A 17083-nucleotide genomic window follows, 5' to 3' on the forward strand; every position below is an offset into this window, starting at 1 on the left:
TGTTCATACAGACACAATGCCGGGGCCAAGGAAAATTGGCCGCCAGGCACTGCACTAAATTCGAAACCAGCTAAAAAAACCATTCCAGCCCACGGGGTGGGCGGAACAGTCGATTCAACCAATTAAAATAAATTGGTATCAATAAACTTGGCACACTATTGAGTTCTCAAACAACAGACGCAATCCGAAAATACTCGGGAAAACAATGTTTTCCTTTTCTTCTTCGCTGCAAGGTTTTCCATCTTATTCCATCCAGGCGTTTTCCGCAATTCCCGGTTTTCCTCATCGGAAGCCCGGGAAAGCGTGTCAACCGCCGTTCCGGCCCAGCAAAAAACCCGAGTCTTTCCTGCCGGCCCCGTGAAGGGCGCACCAGAGAAACTCTGTTTTTTGGTGGGTTTGGCCGCCATGCTTCGGGCGCTTATTTCAGCGTCCCGGCCGCGGCGACTCGTCTATCTTTGCATACCCGGCCCGGTCCTTGCAAACCGTTCCGAGGTGACCTGCCGCACGCTCCCCCGGCAGCTGCCGGGGGACACGAAGCGGAAGATCTTTGCCTCCCGAAGGAGGCAATAAAACTATACGGCGGTCACTTCAACCGTTGCAAGGTTCCGCTTGCCGCGCCGCAGCAGCAGGTACTTGCCGTGCAGCAGCTCAGCCGGGTCCACCACGGTGTCCGCATCGGCCACCTTGACGTTGTTGACATAGGCACCGCCTTCGGAAACGGTCCGGCGGGCTTCGGACTTGCTGCCTGAGAGGCCGGAGGCGACCAGCAGGTCGATGATCCCCAGCCCGTCCGCGGATACCGTCACGGCCGGCAGTTCAGCCGTGGCAGCCTTGAGGGTTGCCTCGTCCAGGTCTTTTACTTCGCCCTGGCCGAAGAGCGCGGCGGAAGCGGCAATAACCTTTTCGGTTGCCTCCGCTCCGTGGATCAGCGATGTCACGTCGAACGCCAGGGCACGCTGCGCTTCGCGCTTATGCGGCGCTTCGGCGACCGAGCGTTCCAGCTCCTCGATCCGGGACCGGCTCATGAAGGTGAAGACCTTCAGACGGTCCACCACGTCCTTGTCCGAGGTATTGAGCCAGAACTGGTACATGGCGTACGGGCTGGTCATTTCCCCGTCGAGCCACACTGCATTGCCCTCGCTCTTGCCGAACTTGGTGCCGTCGCTGTTGGTGACCAGCGGGGTGCCCAGTGCGTGGACAGTCTTACCCTCAACCTTGCGGACCAGTTCGGTTCCGCTGGTGAGGTTGCCCCACTGATCCGAGCCGCCGGTTTCCAGCACACAGTTGTAGTTGCGGAACAGCTCCAGGTAGTCCATCCCCTGCAGCACCTGGTAGCTGAACTCGGCGTAGCTGATGCCTTCATCGGAGTTCAGGCGGGAGGAGACGATTTCCTTTTTGATCATGGTGCCCACCCGGAAGTGCTTTCCGATGTCACGCAGGAAGTCGATGGCGCTCATTGGCGCCGTCCAGTCCAAGTTGTTCACCATGCGGGCGGCATTGTCACCCTCGAAGCTCAGGAAGCGCTGGACCTGGCCCTGCAGGTAGCCCACCCACTCGCTGACCGTTTCCTTGGTGTTCATGGTGCGCTCGGCCGTCGGCCGGGGATCCCCCACCAGCCCGGTGGATCCGCCCACCAGCGCCAGCGGCCGGTGTCCGGCCAACTGCAGGCGGCGCATGGTCAGCAGTTGCACCAGATTGCCCAGGTGCAGGCTCGGCGCCGTCGGGTCAAACCCGCAGTAATACGTGACGGGTCCCCCGGCGAGGAGCTTTTCCAGCTCCGCCTCATCGGTGGAGACCTGGACCAGGCCCCGCCACTTGAGCTCCTGCCAGATGTTGGCAAAGGACGGATCGTTCTGCTGGGCTACAAGGCCCCGGGAGTTCACGTTTTCTGACACGCTTTCTAAATTATCAGGATTCTTCTTCGGGAATGCCTGCGGGGATACCGTTGGCGGCGATCAGGCGCAGCCGCTGGGTGGGCCGGGTCATGGCCACGTAGAGGTCTCCGACCTTGCCGGCGGCAGCCGTCAGCAGTTCCGACGGCTCGAGGATCACAACGCCGTCGAACTCCAGGCCCTTGGCCTCCCGGGGCGACGTCACCACGATGTCCTGCTCCAGGCCACCGGCACCGGAACCCACGCGCGGACCGTAGGCTTCAGTCACCGCACGCCGTACCTCCGCGAGCCGGTGATCCTCGGCAATGATTGCCAGCAATCCGCCGTCGAGCGCTTCGAGGTCTGATGGGAGGGTTTCGAGCAGGCGCTCAATGAGCCCTCCGTGGGGCACCTCATCAATGAACGGCGCCCAGCGTCCCTCACGGACGGCCTTGGGCGCGGACACCACCAGTCCGGCGGCGTTGGCCATGCGCACGGCAGCCTCGGCAATCTGCGCCGGGGTGCGGTAGTTGACCGTCAGCTCTTCCAGCGTCCACCGCTCCCCTACAAAGGGAGCCAGCGCTCCCTGCCAGGAGGTGGCGCCCGCAGCGGAGCTGGTCTGGGCGATGTCGCCCACGACGGTGAAGGACTTCAGCGGGCACCGGCGCATCAGCAGGCGCCACTGCATGGCGGACAGTTCCTGCGCCTCGTCCACCACTATGTGCCCGAAGGCCCAGGTGCGGTCGACGGCGGCACGGTCGGCGGCGGTGAGCCGCTGCTCCCCCACCGCGTTGTGGTCGGCGAGGTCCTCGGCGGACAGGATGCCATGGGCACCGGAGTCCTCGAGGAACCCCTCGGTATTGGCGATGGCGCTTTCGGCGTTGGCCAGGTCCCGCTTGCGCTGTTCTTCCCGCGCGGCGTTCTCCCGTCCGGCAGATGCGTCCAGCTCGCCCAGCAGTTCGGCGGCCTCATCCAGCAGCGGTACGTCGGACTCCGTCCACGGTGCATCCGCACTGCGGCGCAGCAGGTCCAGCTCAGCGTCGCTAAGGTCCGGTGCGGCGGCTTCGAGCTGGCCGGGCTTGCTGAACAGGTCAGAAATCAGCTTCTCCGGCGTCATGGGCATCCAGCACAGGTTCAGCGCCACGCGTACGTCGCGGGCGCTGCGCACGTCTTCGGCCAGGTACGCGCGGTCGGTGCTGTTGCCCGCTCCTGCGGACTCTTCGAGCTGTTCGGTCAGCTGCTCGGTGAGCTCACGCAGCAGGATCTTCACGAACGTTACGCGCGCCTCGTTGTGCGGCTTGCCGGTGGCACGGGCCTTGTCCCGGGCACGCTGGACCTGCCTGGGCGTCAGCGTAAGGATGGTGCCTTCGACATTGAGTTTCCGCGGACCCGCGGGCAGGCGCTGGCGGTTGGCCACCGCGCGGGCCACGACGTCGGCCATGTACAGCCGGCCCTTGACCTCCGCGGCAGCGGCGTCTTCCTCATGGGTGGCGCTGATGCCGGGCATCAGCTGGCCCAGGCTGGACATCACCACGCCGGTCTCGCCCAGCGAAGGCAGGACCCGCTCGATGTAGCGGATGAAGGCGTTGGAGGGGCCGACCAGCAGCACGCCGGCGGACTTCAGCCGTTCGCGGTGCGTGTACAGCAGGTACGCCGCACGGTGCAGCGCGACGGCGGTCTTGCCGGTGCCCGGCCCGCCCTGCACCACCAGCGTCCCGGCCAGGGGTGCACGGATGATGCGGTCCTGCTCGGCCTGGATGGTGCCGACGATGTCGGACATTTGGCCGGTCCGCTTGGAGTTCAGTGCCGCCAGCAGCGCGCCTTCGCCCTGCAGCGCCTGCTCGTCTTCCAGCATGGAGTAATCCAGCACATCGTCCTCGATGGCCTGCACATCGCGGCCCTTCAGGATCAGGTGCCGGCGCCGCCGGACGCCCTGGCGTTCAAATGCGGTGGCCTGGTAGAAGGTGCCTGCCTCAGGGGCACGCCAGTCCACCATCAGCCGCTGCAGGTCCTCCGTGGACAGACCGATGCGGCCGATGTAGCGCTTCTCGCCGTCGTCGAGGTCCAGGCGCCCGAACACCAGCCGTTCATCGACGGCGTTCAGTTGCGCCAGGCGGTCCTCGTACATAGTGGCGAAGGCGTCCCGCTCGGACCGGTTCTGGTGGGAACCCGCGGAGTGGCTGCGCCGGATCGCGGCGAGCTGCTCCATCTTTTCGGCGCGCAGTTCGTCCAGCCGGTGGTATAGACCGGCCACGTACTGACGCTCGTGTTCCAGCTCGTTTGAAGCTGAAGGTGTTTCAGGCATGTTCGCGTTCCCTCTCGCAAAGGCAGAGCGTCAATCTTACAGTGCATTTGGACTTTTGCAGGTCACTAATGTATGCGGTTTCTCTCTCAGCTGCTGCCTGCCCTCACGCGTGTCGTGCCGGCGGCCGCGCCGGGGCGCGGTTAGTAGCGGACGAGCGCGGTGACGGGGGTGTCACCCAGTCGTTCGCGGCCGCCCAGCTCGCCCAGTTCCAGCACGACGCCGAACCCGGCCACCTGCGCGCCGGCCTTGCGGATCAGGCGTGCCGCGGCACCCAGGGTTCCTCCGGTGGCCAGCACGTCATCGAGGATGAGGACGCGGGAGCCGGCGGGCATGTCGTCGCGGTGCAGTTCCAGGCTGCTCTCGCCGTACTCCATCGAGTAGCTCTCAGAGAAGACCTCGCGGGGCAGCTTCCCGGGCTTGCGGACGGTGATGACGCCCTTGCCCGAGGCATAGGCGGCAGCTGCGGCCAGGAGGAAGCCGCGCGCTTCAACGCCTGCCACGAAATCGAACTGGCCCTCGAACGGGGCGATCAGTGCGTCCACCACGCCGCGCAGCGCCGGACCGTCGGCAAACACCGGGGTGAGGTCGCGGAACACGACGCCGGGCTTGGGGTAATCGGGAATGACAGCGCCCAGGCGTTCGATGGTTTGTGCAATGGACTCGTTGTTTACCGGTTCTGCCGGGGCATCTTTCACGCGTCCACCTTACCCGCTCAGGCCCGGCGTCCCCTGACCGGACCGGCACGCTGTGGCACTTCTCTCGCGGGCATATCCGGGCAGGTTGCCGGAATAAAGGGTGCCTAAAGACAGTTGCCGACAGATAAGGGGCCCCTCACCGGGCCCCGGATTTTCGATAAGAAGTCAAGGATTGGAACATATGTCTAACCTGCACGAAGTGCTCAAGAACAAGATCGGATTCGGCACAGCCCCGCTGGGAAACATGTTCCGGGACATTCCCCAGGACGAAGCGTTGGCCACGGTTGAGGCCGCTTGGAACGCAGGCATACGTTACTTCGACACGGCCCCGTTCTACGGCGCCGGCCTCGCAGAATCCCGGCTGGGTGAGGTCATCTCGCAGCACAACCGCGATGAGTATGTGCTGAGCACCAAAGTGGGACGGCTGATCCTGGATGAAGAAGAGGAAAAGAGCGACGGCCTCTTCAACCACGGACGCTCGAACAAGATCGCCACGGACTACACCGCCGATGCCACGCTGCGCTCCATCGAGGAAAGCCTTGCACGGCTGAAGACCGACCGGCTGGACTTCGTGTTCATCCACGACACCTCCCGGGACTTCCTCGGTGATGAGTGGGTGGCCAAGTTCAACGAGGCTCGAACCGGCGCGTTCCGCGTCCTCGCCCGGCTGCAGGATGAGGGCGTCATCAACGGCTGGGGCCTGGGTGTAAACACCACCGAGCCCATCGAGCTGGCCATGGACATGGATGAGGCCGCACCGACGATGAGCCTTTCCGCCACCCAGTACACGCTGCTGCAGCACGACCGTGCCCTGCAGCGCATGATGCCCACGGCGCAGGAAAAGGGTGTGGGCATCGTCGTCGGCGGCCCCTTCAACTCCGGTGCCCTGCTGGGCGGCGACCACTTCGACTACGGAGACATCCCCCCGGTGATCAAGCAGAAGATCGCCGCGATGACTGAGATCGCCCGGCGGCACGACGTGAGTCTGAAGGCTGCTGCCCTGCAGTTCTCCACCGCCCACCCCGCCGTAACTGCGGTCATCCCGGGTTCCAGCCGGCCCGAACGGGTCTGGGAGGATATCGCCGCGATGAGGGCTGACATCCCGGGTGCGTTCTGGGACGAGCTGCTCGAGCAGAAGCTCATTTCCGCTCACGCTCCCCTGCCCCGCTCGTAGCGGGAAGCAGCTAACCCCCTAAGGGGCAGCACCGCCGAACGGCGTCCGGGATGATTCCATCCCGGACGCCGTTATGCGTTTTGCGGATTCCCGGCCGGCGCAGCTGCTGCCCGGCGGGGCCGGGGCACAGCCCGACGGTACTTCGAGACAGTTGGATCCCCGGTCAGCCAGTACCGCCAGGGATACTCGTCTGTCCCCCCGGGGCCGCTGACGCCGACCCGCGGACCGGTGGATACCAGCTCGTCGGGCACGGGTTCGTCTGGCAGCGTGAGCCGCAGCGGATCGGCGAAGACATCTGCACCGTCCAGTGGCCGTGCTATCCCCAGGGCCTGGGCGAGCCGGGCCGGGCCGCGCGCCAGATCCAGGTGCGTGCGCGGGTTCCCGCGCCGCAGCGCCGCCGCCTCGGCCCCCTCGACCACCTCACCGGCACGCAGCAGCAGCCCGGTCGCGAAGCCTTCGGTGCCGCAGACCACGTTGGCGCAGTAATGCATGCCGTAGGTGAAGTAGACGTACAGGTGCCCGGCCGGCCCGAACATGGTGGCGTTCCGTGCGGTCTGTCCACGGAAGGCGTGCGAGCCGGGGTCCACGTCGCCCATGTAGGCCTCAACCTCGGTAATGCGCACGCTCACGCGCTCTCCGTCGACGTCGTGGGTCAGCACCGCCCCCAGCAGGTGGCGTGCCGCTTCGGTGGCCGGCACGGCCAGCCGTTCTCTTTCACTCGCATAAGCCATACTCCGACGTTAGCAAGATCGGCACGGCAGCAAGATCAGCGGGCCAAGCGGTGCCGGATATGGTGCCGGTCGGCGCGGGCCTGCCAGAACTCGATTTCCCGCGGCTGCAACGCGTACAGCTGCCAGTTCGGATTCGGGCTGCCGTCCGCCGCCGGCCGCGCCTGCCAGTCGGCAGCCGAGGCCTGCGCGGAGAGCAGCACTACGCCGCCGGCCACCCGCACCTGCCGGCCCAGTTCGGGCCAGTAGAAATTCATGGCGGCGTTCGGGTTCTCCGCCAGTTCCCCGCCCTTGCGCGAGGTGCGTGCCGTGGCGAACTGCCAGCCGTCGTCGTTAATGTCCTTGAGGATCAGCATCCGTGCCGAGGGGTGCCCGGCAGCGTCGGCCGTGGCCAGCGAAAAGGCGTGCGGTTGCCGCACTCCGGCCGCCAGTGCATCGGCCAGCCAGCTCCGGAAAAGTTCCGCGGGATCCCCGGGCGCCGTCTGCGGATCGAAGGACGGCATATCGTCTGGAAAGTCCGGCAGGGCACGCAGCTGGGCGCGGAAGTCGCTGATCATGGGCCGAGCGTAGCCTGTCAGCGTCAGCCGGCGTAGCCGCGCACTGCCTCCAGCTGCCGGTGGAGCTCAGCAAGCTGCGCTTCGACGGCGGACCGCGCGGTGCCGCCCTGGGAGCTGCGGCTGTCGAGTGAGCCTTCGGTGCTGAGCACGGTACGCACCTCCGGTGTCAGGTGGGGCGAGATCCCGGCGTAATCCTCGTCGGTCAGGTCCCACAGTTCGACGCCGCGTCCCTCGGCCAGCTGCACGGCCGCACCGGATAGTTCATGTGCCTGGCGGAAGGGGACGCCCTGGCGGACCAGCCACTCGGCAATGTCCGTAGCCAGGGCAAAGCCCTGCGGGGCCAGCGACTGCATCCGGCCGGTTTTGAACTTGAGCGTGGCGATCATGCCGGAGACGGCGGGCAGCAGCAGTTCCAGGGTGTCCGCCGCGTCGAAGACCGGTTCCTTGTCTTCCTGCAGGTCGCGGTTGTAGGCCAGCGGCAGTCCCTTGAGGGTGGCTAGGAGCCCGGTCAGGTCGCCGATCAGGCGTCCCGCCTTGCCGCGGGCCAGTTCGGCCACGTCCGGGTTCTTCTTCTGCGGCATGATGGACGAGCCGGTGGAGTAGGCGTCATCCAGGGTGACGAAGGAGAATTCCTTCGTGGCCCAGAGAATGACTTCCTCGCTGATCCGGGACAGATCCACGCCGATCATAGCCGCCACCCAGGAAAATTCCGCGTACACGTCGCGCGAGGCGGTGCCGTCAATGGAGTTCCACACCGCGGAGTCGAACCCGAGGTCCGCGGCGACGGCGTTCGGATCCAGGCCCAGGGAGGAACCGGCCAGGGCGCCGGAACCGTAGGGAGATACCGCGGCACGCTTGTCCCAGTCCGCCAGCCGCTGCACATCACGCAGCAGGGCCCACGCGTGGGCCAGCAGGTGGTGGCTGAGCAGGATGGGCTGGGCATGCTGCAGATGCGTGCGGCCCGGCATGGCCACCCCGAGGTGCGCCTGCGCCTGGCCCACCAGGGCATCGATCACGGACAGCACCCCGGCGCCGATGATCCGTGCGTGGTCCCGCAGGTACATCCGGCCGAGCGTGGCGATCTGGTCATTGCGGGACCGTCCGGCCCGCAGTTTGCCGCCCAGCTGGGCACCGGCGCGCTCAATCAGGCCGCGCTCCAGGGATCCGTGCACATCCTCGTCGGACGCGGCCGGGACATACGCGCCGGACTTCACGTCGGCGTCGAGCTGGTCCAGGGCTGCGAGCATCCCCGCCAGCTCGCCGTCGTCGAGCAGGCCGGCTTTGTGCAGCACGCGGGCGTGGGCACGGGAACCGGCGATGTCATAGCCGGCAAGCCGCCAGTCGAAGTGGGTGGATTTGCTCAGCGCGGCAAGGGCGTCCGCCGGACCGCCGGCGAACCGGCCGCCCCACAGCGCGCCCTGGACGGTTGATCCGGCGGACCCGGAACCCGTTGCTTCTTCTGGCGACTTGCCGTCTGTCATCTTCTTACTTACCTTCTGCTAGGCGCTGGTCGCGGCCGGAGGCCACCTTGGAGGACATGCCGAACAGCTCAATGAAGCCGCGGGCCATGGACTGGTCGAAGCTGTCACCGGTGTCGTAGGTGGCCAGGTTGAAGTCATACAGCGAGGAATCCGAACGCCGGCCGGTCACTACCGGGCGGCCGGCATCCAGCGTCATGCGGATGTCGCCGGAAACGTACTTCTGGGTGTCGCCGATGAAGGCATCCAGGGACTGCTTCAGCGGGGAGAACCACTGGCCGTCGTAAACCAGTTCGGTCCAGCGCTGGCCAACCGTCTTCTTGAAGCGGGCCTGCTCGCGCTCCACCGTGACGTTTTCCAGTTCGCGGTGCGCGGCCATCAGTGCCATGGCGCCGGGCGCTTCGTAGATTTCGCGGCTCTTGATGCCCACCAGGCGGTCCTCGACGATGTCGATCCGGCCGATGCCCTGTGCGCCGGCACGGCGGTTCATTTCCTCGATGGCCTGCAACGGAGTGACGGGCTTGCCGTCGATGGCCACCGGCACACCTTCCTTGAACGTGATGACCACTTCGTCGGGCGCCGGAGCGGACGCCGGGTCCGAGGTGTACTCGTAGACGTCCGGCGTGGGGCCGTTCCAGATGTCTTCCAGGAAGCCGGTCTCCACGGCGCGCCCCCAGACGTTGGCATCGATGGAGAACGGGTTCTTCTTGGTGGTGACGATCGGCAGGTTCTTCTCCTCGGCAAAGGCAATGGCCTTGTCGCGGGTCAGCGCGAGGTCACGGACCGGGGCGATGCACTTCAGGTCCGGCCCCAGCGTCTGGATGCCAACTTCGAAGCGGACCTGGTCGTTGCCCTTGCCGGTGCAGCCGTGGGAAACGGTGGTGGCGCCGAACTGGCGGGCTGCAGCAACCAGGTGCTTGACGATCACCGGGCGGGACAGCGCGGAGACCAGCGGGTAGGCGTCCATGTACAGGGCGTTGGCCTTCAGTGCCGGCATGCAGTATTCGCTGGCAAACTCTTCGCGGGCGTCCGCCACGTAGGCTTCCACGGCACCGCAGTCCAGGGCGCGCTGGCGGATGGTTTCCAAGGACTCGCCGCCCTGTCCCACGTCCACCGCCACGGCGATGACTTCGGCGCCGGTTGCCTCGGCAATCCAGCCGATGGCCACTGACGTATCCAGGCCACCTGAGTAGGCCAGAACAATACGTTCGCTCACGAAATGCTCCTCTTGCATTGGTTCGCGGCCCGCGGGGCCGCTGGTTGGTTGAAGTATGGGGGTTGCAGCTGCCGGGAAGCAGCTACAGGATCCGGCTCTCGGGTGCCGAGCCGTTGTTGCTGGCTTCGTCGGCTATCCGCAGGAAGCGGGCCGCCAGATCCGGTCCGCCGTCGGGGTCACGCGTCACCATCATGACGGTGTCGTCGCCGGCAATGGTGCCCAGGACCGACGGAAGCACGGAGTGGTCGATTGCCAGGGCCAGGAAGTTGGCCGCTCCCGGCGGGGTGCGCAGCACCACGATGTTCGCGGACGCTTCGGCGGTGACCAGCAGTTCCCCGCATAGCCGGGCCAACCGGGCGTCCAGCACCTCCTGGGTGACCCCGGACTTCGGGGCCCGCTCCCCGCCCTCGGACGGGACGGCGTACACCAGGGCGCCGTCCTTGCCGCGCATGCGCACGGCGCCCAGTTCCACGAGGTCGCGGGACAGCGTCGCCTGCGTGACCTGCACGCCGTCGTCGGCAAGCAGCGCGGCGAGTTCGGCCTGGGACCGGACCGAAAGCCCGGTCAGCAGCGTGCGGATGCGCGCCTGGCGCGCAGTCTTTGTGGCTGGCATGGTCATGCGCGTGCCTCCGGGGTTCCGGTCAGGCCCGAACGCGCCATCAACCAGACCATCAGGGCCTTCTGCGCGTGCAGGCGGTTTTCGGCCTCTTCCCACACCAGGGACTGCGGCCCGTCAATCACGTCTGCGGAGATCTCGTAACCGCGGTAGGCGGGCAGGCAGTGCAGGACGACGGCGTCGTCCGCGGCCTGTGCCATGGCCTCGCCGTCCACGGCGTAGCTGCGGAACAGTTCCTGCCGGGCAGCCTTTTCGGCTTCCTGGCCCATGGACACCCACGTGTCGGTGGCGACGACGTCGGCTCCCGCCAGCGCTTCGGCGGCGTCGGTGGTGATCATCACCGATCCGCCGGTCTCTTCGGCGCGGGCGGCTGCGGCGTCGACAATCTTGGGATCCGGCAGGTAGCCCAGCGGCCCGGCCACCCGCACGTGCATGCCGGCGGTGACACCGGCGAGCAGGTAGGAGTTGGCCATGTTGTTGGCGCAGTCGCCCAGGTAGGTCAGGGTCAGTCCGGCGAGGGTGCCCTTGTGCTCGCGGATGGTCAGCAGGTCCGCAAGCAGCTGGCAGGGGTGGTAGTCGTCGGAAAGCGCGTTGATGACGGGCACCGCGGAGTTCGCGGCCATTTCCTCCAGGCCGGACTGCGCGTAGGTGCGCCAGACGATGGTGGAGACCATGCGGTCGAGCACCTTGGTGGTGTCCGCCACGCTTTCCTTGTGCCCCAGCTGGGAATCCCCCGCGCCGATGATCAGGGGTACGCCGCCCAAGTCCGAAATGCCGGCGGCAAAGGAGACCCGGGTGCGGGTGGACGTTTTGTCGAAGATGACGGCCACGGTCTTCCGGCCGGTGGACTCGCCGGCGAACGGCTGGTACTTGTAACGGTCCTTTTTCAGGACGGCAGCCAGATCGAGGACCTCGGCCTGCTCCGCCTGGGTGAGGTCGGTGTCGACCAGGAAATGACGGGTCATGGTTTTCCTTCAGGGGTTGTGCCGGACGGGCCGGGGACGGTGGCGGCGCGGTGCAGGATGCCGGGCAGTGCGGCCAGGAAGGTCCCGGCCTGCTCGGCGGTGAGGATCAGCGGCGGTGCCAGGCGCAGCGTTGCCGGTCCGGTGCTGTTAATGATGAACCCGGCTTCCAGTGCCGCTGCAACTGCAGCCGGAGCAATCGGGGCATCCAGGTCGATGCCGATCAGGAACCCATCGCCGCGCACCTGAGCCACACCGTCCAGTGCGGCCAGTTCCCGGCGCAGGTACTTGCCGGTGGCCGCGGTGTTGGCCAGCAGTTCCTCCGACTCCAGGACCGAGAGCGTGGCCAGCGCAGCTGCGGCTGCTACGGGGTTTCCGCCGAACGTGGTCCCGTGCATGCCGGGGCTGAGCAGGCCGGAAACCTGTTCACCGAAGGTCAGCAGCGCCCCCACGGGGAATCCGCCGCCCAGCCCCTTGGCCAGGGTCATCGCGTCCGGCTGGACGCCCTCGGAGGCGAACCACTTGCCGGTCCGGCCGATACCGGTCTGCACCTCGTCGATGATCAGCAGCGCGCCGGCGGCGCGGGTGGCCTCACGTGCCGCCTGCAGGTAGCCGTCGGGGAGCATCCGTACGCCGGCCTCGCCCTGAATGGGTTCCAGGAACACCGCCGCGACGGTGGAATCCACCGCGTTGACCAGGGCGTCGGTGTCACCGAAGGGAAGGTGCTCCACTCCCCCGGGCAGCGGTTCGAACGGCTCGCGGTAGGCCGGCTTGGCGGTGAGTGCCAGTGCCCCCATGGTCCTGCCGTGGAATGCGCCCTCCAGGGCAAGGATGCGGGTCCGGCCGGCCGCGGGGTCCGCGTTGCGGCGGGCCAGCTTGAAGGCCGCCTCGTTGGCCTCGGTGCCGGAGTTCACGAAGAACGCCTTGGAGCCCTCCGGTGCGCCGGCCAGTTCCAGCAGGCGCTCGGCCAGGAGCACCTGGGCCGGGCTGGTGAAGAAGTTGGAGACGTGTCCGAGTGTTCCCAGCTGCCCGGAGACGGCCGACACCAGGGCCGGATGGGCGTGCCCGAGGGCGTTGACCGCTATCCCTGCAAGCAGGTCCAGGTACTGCTTTCCGTCGGCGTCCTCCACGTAGCAGCCGCTGCCGCGCACCAGGACGCGCTGCGGGGCACCGAAGACGCCCATCAGGGCCGTGTCGTAGCGGTGCAGCCAGTCTGCGGAGCTGCTCATTTCGCCTCCTCGGGGACAACCTGGGTGCCGATTCCGGCCTCGGTGAAGATTTCCAGCAGCATCGAGTGCGCCATCCGCCCGTCCACGACGGCGGCGCGCTCCACCCCGCCGTCCACGGCGGCCAGACAGGCCTGCATCTTGGGGATCATCCCGGATTCGAGCGACGGCAGCATGGCCCGCAGTTCCCCGGTGGTCAGCGAGGAGATGAGCGAGGATTTGTCCGGCCACTGCTCGTACAGCCCTTCCACATCGGTGAGCACCACCAGGCGGGAGGCCCGCAGGGCAACGGCCAGTGCCGAAGCGGCGGTATCGGCGTTGACGTTGAGCACCTGGCCGGTGGGTTCGCCGTCGGCGTTGACCTCGGGAGCCACGGTGCTGATGACCGGGATGCGTCCGGCGGCCAGGAGGTCCAGGATGGACCCCGGGTTGACGCCCACCACCTCCCCGACCAGGCCGAGGTCGACTTCTTCTCCGTCAATCACCACGCCGGTCCGTGTTGCCTGCAGCAGTGCGGCGTCTTCCCCGGACAGCCCAACGGCGTAGGGGCCGTGGGAATTGATCAGTCCCACCAGTTCCCGCCCCACCTGGCCGGTCAACACCATCCGGACAGCGTCCATCGCTTCAGGAGTGGTCACGCGCAGGCCGCCGCGGAACTCGGATTCGATTCCGAGCCGCTCCAGGAAGGCGTTGATCTGCGGACCGCCGCCGTGCACCACCACCGGGTGCACACCGGCATGGTGCAGGAAAACAATGTCCTCGGCGAAGGCACGGCGCAGCTCCTCGTTGACCATGGCGTTGCCGCCGTATTTGATCACCATGGTGGTGCCGGCGAACCGCTGGATCCAAGGCAGTGCCTCGATCAGCGTTGCCGCCTTGTCCTGTGCATGCAGCCGTTCCCCGGCTGCTGCTGGTGTGCTCATGGTTCTCCCCCGCTCAGCTGCTGTAGGCCGAATTCTCGTGGACGTAGTCCGTGGTCAGGTCGTTCGTCCAGATGGTGGCGCTTTCCGTGCCGGCGTGCAGGTCGATCTGCACGCTCACGGCACGCGGCGCCAGGTCTACACCCTCGCGGGGTTCGCCGATCCCGCCGTCGCGGCAGACCTGCACCCCGTTGATGCTTACATCGATCCGGTCCGGTTCGAATGCAGCGTCGGTTGTACCCACAGCGGAGAGCACACGTCCCCAGTTCGGGTCGTTGCCGAAGATGGCGGTCTTGAAGAGGTTGGAGCGGGCGACGGCGCGGGAGGCCGTTTCGGCATCGGCCACGGTGGCCGCGTTGACCGTGGTGATCGCGATGTCGTGGCTGGCGCCCTCGGCGTCGGTGATCAGCTGCTGCGCCAGGGAATGGCACACCTCGGTCAGTCCGGCCATGAACGCTTCCCGGTCCGGCACGGCACCGGACGCGCCGGAGCCCATCAGGACCACGGTGTCATTGGTGGACATGCAGCCGTCGGAGTCGGTGCGGTCGAACGTGACGGCGGTGGCGGCACGGAGCGCGGCGTCCAGCTCTTCAGCGGCAAGTTCCGCGTCGGTGGTCAGCACCACCAGCATGGTGGCCAGCCCCGGGGCGAGCATGCCGGCGCCCTTGGCCATTCCGCCAATGCTGTAGCCGCGGCCGGAGCTGTCCGTGCCGGTGAAGACGGCCTGCTTGGCCACGGTGTCGGTGGTCATGATGGCGTGCGCGGCGTCCGCCCCGCCGTCGGCGTCCAGTTCCGTCACGGCGGCCTGGACACCGGGCAGGAGCCGGTCCATCGGCAGCTGCACGCCGATCAGCCCGGTGGAGCAGACCAGTACATCCGAGGCGCTGATCCCGAGCAGTTCAGCGGTTTTCTCGGCGGTGGCGTGGGTGTTCCGGAACCCCTCGGCGCCGGTGCAGGCGTTGGCCCCGCCGGAGTTCAGGATGACGGCGTCGGCCCGTCCGTCGGAGACGGCCTGCCGGGACCACAGCACGGGGGCCGCGGCTACCCGGTTGCGGGTGAACACTGCTGCGGCGGACTTCACCGGTCCGTCGTTGACCACCAGGGCGACGTCGCGTCCGCCGGAGTCCTTCAGGCCGGCGGTCACGCCGGCGGCACGGAACCCGGCCGGGGCGGTGACTCCGGTGGCCCGGCCGGTGCTGGTTGCTGTTGCTGCGGCACTCATTACGGAGCCACCCCCTGCTGCGTCAGTCCCGCGGCTTCATCCAGGCCGAGGGCTATGTTCATGGACTGCACGGCACCGCCGGCAGTTCCCTTGGTGAGGTTGTCGATGACGCAGCTAACCACCACGCGGTTGGCGTGCGGATCATAGGCCAACTGCAGCGCGGCATAGTTGGAGCCCACCACCATTTTGGTGGCCGGCCACTGCCCTTCCGGCAGCACGCGGACAAACTGCTCGCCGGCGTAGGCCGCTTCCCAGGCCGTGCGCAGCGCTGCCGGGTCGACGCCGGGGCGGACCTTGGCGGTGGCGGTGGTCAGGATGCCGCGGGCCATCGGTGCCAGGGTGGGCGTAAAGGACACTGCCACGGCAACACCTGCGGCTGCGGAAAGGCCCTGTTCAATTTCCGGGGTGTGCCGGTGCCCGCCGCCTACGCCGTACGGGCTCATGCCGCCTAGGACTTCGGAGCCGAGCAGGTGCGGTTTGGCGGCTTTGCCGGCGCCTGAGGTGCCGGACGCGGCAACGATCACGACGTCGTCGGGCTCCAGCAGCCCGGCGGCGAAACCAGGTGCCAGGGCCAGCAGTGAACTGGTCGGATAGCAGCCGGGAACGGCAATCCGGCGTGCACCCTTGAGCCGGTCGCGGTGCCCGGGCAGTTCCGGCAGGCCGTAGGGCCAGGTGCCGGCATGCGCGGAGCCGTAGAACTTTTCCCAGGCCTGCGGATCCTCCAGCCGGTGGTCAGCGCCGGCATCGATCACCAGGGTGTCCGGATCCAGCTGCGCGGCAATGGCGGCGCTGGCACCGTGCGGCAGGGCCAGGAACACGACGTCGTGGCCGGCAAGGTTCTCCACGGTGGTTTCTGCCAGTACACGGTCGGCCAGCGAATGCAGGTGCGGCTGGAGCTCGCCCAGCCGGGTGCCGGCATTGCTGTGCGCGGTGATGGCGCCGATGCTTACCTCCGGGTGGCCGGCCAGCAGGCGCAGCACTTCCCCGCCGGCATAGCCGCTGGCGCCGGATACTGCTACGGAAATCGTCATGCCATCACCCTACAGCACATTTATGCATGACTCCCAATAATTATGCAAACCGTATGATAGGAAGCACATCAAGCCAGCCCGTACGAGCCAAGCAAAGAGGTTCTGCCATGCACAAAGCCATTGTTGTCCCGCGGGCCGGCGGGCCCGAAATCCTGCGCTATGAGGACGTTGACCTGCCCGAACCGGGGCCGCGCGAGGTCCTGGTGAAGGTGGCCGCCGCCGGTGTGAACTTCATCGACACCTATAAGCGCGGCGGCGTCTATCCGATGTCATATCCCTTCATACCGGGTGCCGAGGCGGCAGGAACGGTTGTTTCCGCAGGTCTGGAATCCGGGTTCCGGGAAGGGAACCGGGTGGCCACGGCCGAGGGCGGCGGGACCTACGCCCAGTACACCCTGATGGACGCCGACGCCGCGCTGCCCGTCCCCGCCGGCGTGGATGACGAGACGGCGGCCGCCCTGATGATGCAGGGCATGACGGCGCATTACCTGTGCAACTCCACCTTTCCCGTGCAGGTAGGGCAAACGGTACTGGTGCATGCCGGCGCCGGCGGGGTGGGCCTGCTGCTGATCCAGCTGCTCAAGGCCAAGGGTGCCACCGTGATCACCACGGTCTCCACCGAGGAGAAGGAAGCCCTGGCGCGCGGCGCCGGGGCGGACCATGTGCTGCGCTATGACGGATTCCCCGGCCAGGTCCGTGCGCTGACCGGCGGCACCGGCGTGGATGTGGTGTTCGACGGCGTCGGCGCGGCAACGTTCGACGGCTCCCTGGCCAGCCTGCGCCCCCGCGGCATGCTGGTGCTCTTCGGCGGTGCGTCCGGGCAGGTGCCCCCGTTCGACATCCAGCGGCTGAATTCCTCCGGCTCCCTGTTCCTGACCCGTCCCACGCTGGCGCACTATCTCCTGACCACGGAAGAACGGCAGTGGCGGGCGCGGGAGCTTTTCGAGGCGGTGCTGGCCGGATCGCTGAAGGTACGGATCGGCCAAACGTACCCGCTGGCCGAAGCGGCACGCGCCCAGGCTGATCTGGAGGGCCGGAAGACCACCGGAAAGGTGATCCTGGTGCCCTAGCTAAACAGCGAA

At 67.1% G+C, this 17083-nt stretch carries 15 protein-coding genes; 2 read left to right on the forward strand and 13 right to left on the reverse strand.

Annotation, left to right across the window (positions count from 1 at the left end; genetic code table 11):
• Positions 1 to 572: 572 nt before the first annotated feature.
• The 3 genes from tyrS to LOC57_RS14045 all read right to left on the reverse strand — a co-directional run bounded on the left by tyrS (position 573) and on the right by LOC57_RS14045 (position 4871).
• Positions 573 to 1895 (reverse strand): tyrosine--tRNA ligase, encoded by a 1323-nt coding sequence (tyrS, locus tag LOC57_RS14035; protein WP_283998027.1) that lies wholly within the window; start codon positions 1893 to 1895, stop codon positions 573 to 575.
• Positions 1896 to 1908: 13 nt separating this feature from the next.
• Entirely contained in the window at positions 1909 to 4176 is a 2268-nt protein-coding gene (locus tag LOC57_RS14040; protein ID WP_227927249.1) for a HelD family protein, read from the reverse strand.
• 140 nt (positions 4177 to 4316) lie between these two features.
• Positions 4317 to 4871 carry an adenine phosphoribosyltransferase gene (locus tag LOC57_RS14045; RefSeq protein ID WP_227927250.1) on the reverse strand — a complete coding sequence of 185 codons (555 nt, stop codon included), beginning with the start codon at positions 4869 to 4871 and terminating at the stop codon, positions 4317 to 4319.
• A 181-nt stretch (positions 4872 to 5052) separates the two neighbouring features.
• On the opposite strand from LOC57_RS14045, the gene LOC57_RS14050 reads away from it, so the two are divergent.
• Positions 5053 to 6045: an aldo/keto reductase gene (locus tag LOC57_RS14050; RefSeq protein WP_229960503.1), complete on the forward strand. Its 993-nt coding sequence runs from the start codon at positions 5053 to 5055 to the stop codon at positions 6043 to 6045.
• Positions 6046 to 6116: 71 nt separating this feature from the next.
• Here LOC57_RS14050 and LOC57_RS14055 read toward each other — a convergent pair whose 3' ends face one another.
• The 10 genes from LOC57_RS14055 to argC all read right to left on the reverse strand — a co-directional run bounded on the left by LOC57_RS14055 (position 6117) and on the right by argC (position 16001).
• Entirely contained in the window at positions 6117 to 6776 is a 660-nt protein-coding gene (locus tag LOC57_RS14055) for a DNA-3-methyladenine glycosylase (RefSeq protein WP_229960505.1), read from the reverse strand.
• Positions 6777 to 6811: 35 nt separating this feature from the next.
• Positions 6812 to 7330: a pyridoxine/pyridoxamine 5'-phosphate oxidase gene (locus LOC57_RS14060; RefSeq protein WP_227914052.1), complete on the reverse strand. Its 519-nt coding sequence runs from the start codon at positions 7328 to 7330 to the stop codon at positions 6812 to 6814.
• Between the two features lie 23 nt (positions 7331 to 7353).
• The gene (gene argH, locus LOC57_RS14065) at positions 7354 to 8811 is read right to left on the reverse strand and encodes an argininosuccinate lyase (protein ID WP_229960507.1); all 1458 of its coding nucleotides are present in this window, start codon (positions 8809 to 8811) and stop codon (positions 7354 to 7356) included.
• A gap of 4 nt (positions 8812 to 8815) precedes the next feature.
• Entirely contained in the window at positions 8816 to 10024 is a 1209-nt protein-coding gene (locus LOC57_RS14070) for an argininosuccinate synthase (protein WP_227914050.1), read from the reverse strand.
• Between the two features lie 82 nt (positions 10025 to 10106).
• Complete coding sequence (locus LOC57_RS14075; RefSeq protein WP_227914049.1) at positions 10107 to 10643, reverse strand: arginine repressor; 537 nt, start codon at positions 10641 to 10643, stop codon at positions 10107 to 10109.
• Complete coding sequence (gene argF / locus LOC57_RS14080) at positions 10640 to 11605, reverse strand: ornithine carbamoyltransferase (RefSeq protein WP_227914048.1); 966 nt, start codon at positions 11603 to 11605, stop codon at positions 10640 to 10642. The genes LOC57_RS14075 and argF overlap by 4 nt, the downstream gene beginning before the upstream one ends.
• On the reverse strand, positions 11602 to 12831 hold the full coding sequence (locus tag LOC57_RS14085; protein WP_227927255.1) for an acetylornithine transaminase: 1230 nt from the start codon (positions 12829 to 12831) through the stop codon (positions 11602 to 11604). Before LOC57_RS14085 ends, argF begins: the two co-directional genes overlap by 4 nt.
• Positions 12828 to 13751 carry an acetylglutamate kinase gene (gene argB / locus LOC57_RS14090; RefSeq protein WP_229960512.1) on the reverse strand — a complete coding sequence of 308 codons (924 nt, stop codon included), beginning with the start codon at positions 13749 to 13751 and terminating at the stop codon, positions 12828 to 12830. The genes LOC57_RS14085 and argB overlap by 4 nt, the downstream gene beginning before the upstream one ends.
• Before the next feature lie 13 nt (positions 13752 to 13764).
• On the reverse strand, positions 13765 to 14970 hold the full coding sequence (gene argJ, locus LOC57_RS14095; protein WP_229960514.1) for a bifunctional glutamate N-acetyltransferase/amino-acid acetyltransferase ArgJ: 1206 nt from the start codon (positions 14968 to 14970) through the stop codon (positions 13765 to 13767).
• The gene (gene argC / locus LOC57_RS14100) at positions 14970 to 16001 is read right to left on the reverse strand and encodes an N-acetyl-gamma-glutamyl-phosphate reductase (RefSeq protein WP_227927258.1); all 1032 of its coding nucleotides are present in this window, start codon (positions 15999 to 16001) and stop codon (positions 14970 to 14972) included. The genes argJ and argC overlap by 1 nt, the downstream gene beginning before the upstream one ends.
• A gap of 107 nt (positions 16002 to 16108) precedes the next feature.
• Between argC and LOC57_RS14105 the strand changes: the two genes are divergently transcribed.
• Complete coding sequence (locus tag LOC57_RS14105) at positions 16109 to 17071, forward strand: quinone oxidoreductase family protein (protein WP_229960516.1); 963 nt, start codon at positions 16109 to 16111, stop codon at positions 17069 to 17071.
• The last annotated feature ends 12 nt before the right edge of the window (positions 17072 to 17083 follow it).

The sequence above is a fragment of the Arthrobacter sp. zg-Y750 genome (assembly GCF_020907365.1).
In the GTDB taxonomy this organism is placed as follows: Bacteria; Actinomycetota; Actinomycetes; order Actinomycetales; family Micrococcaceae; genus Arthrobacter_B.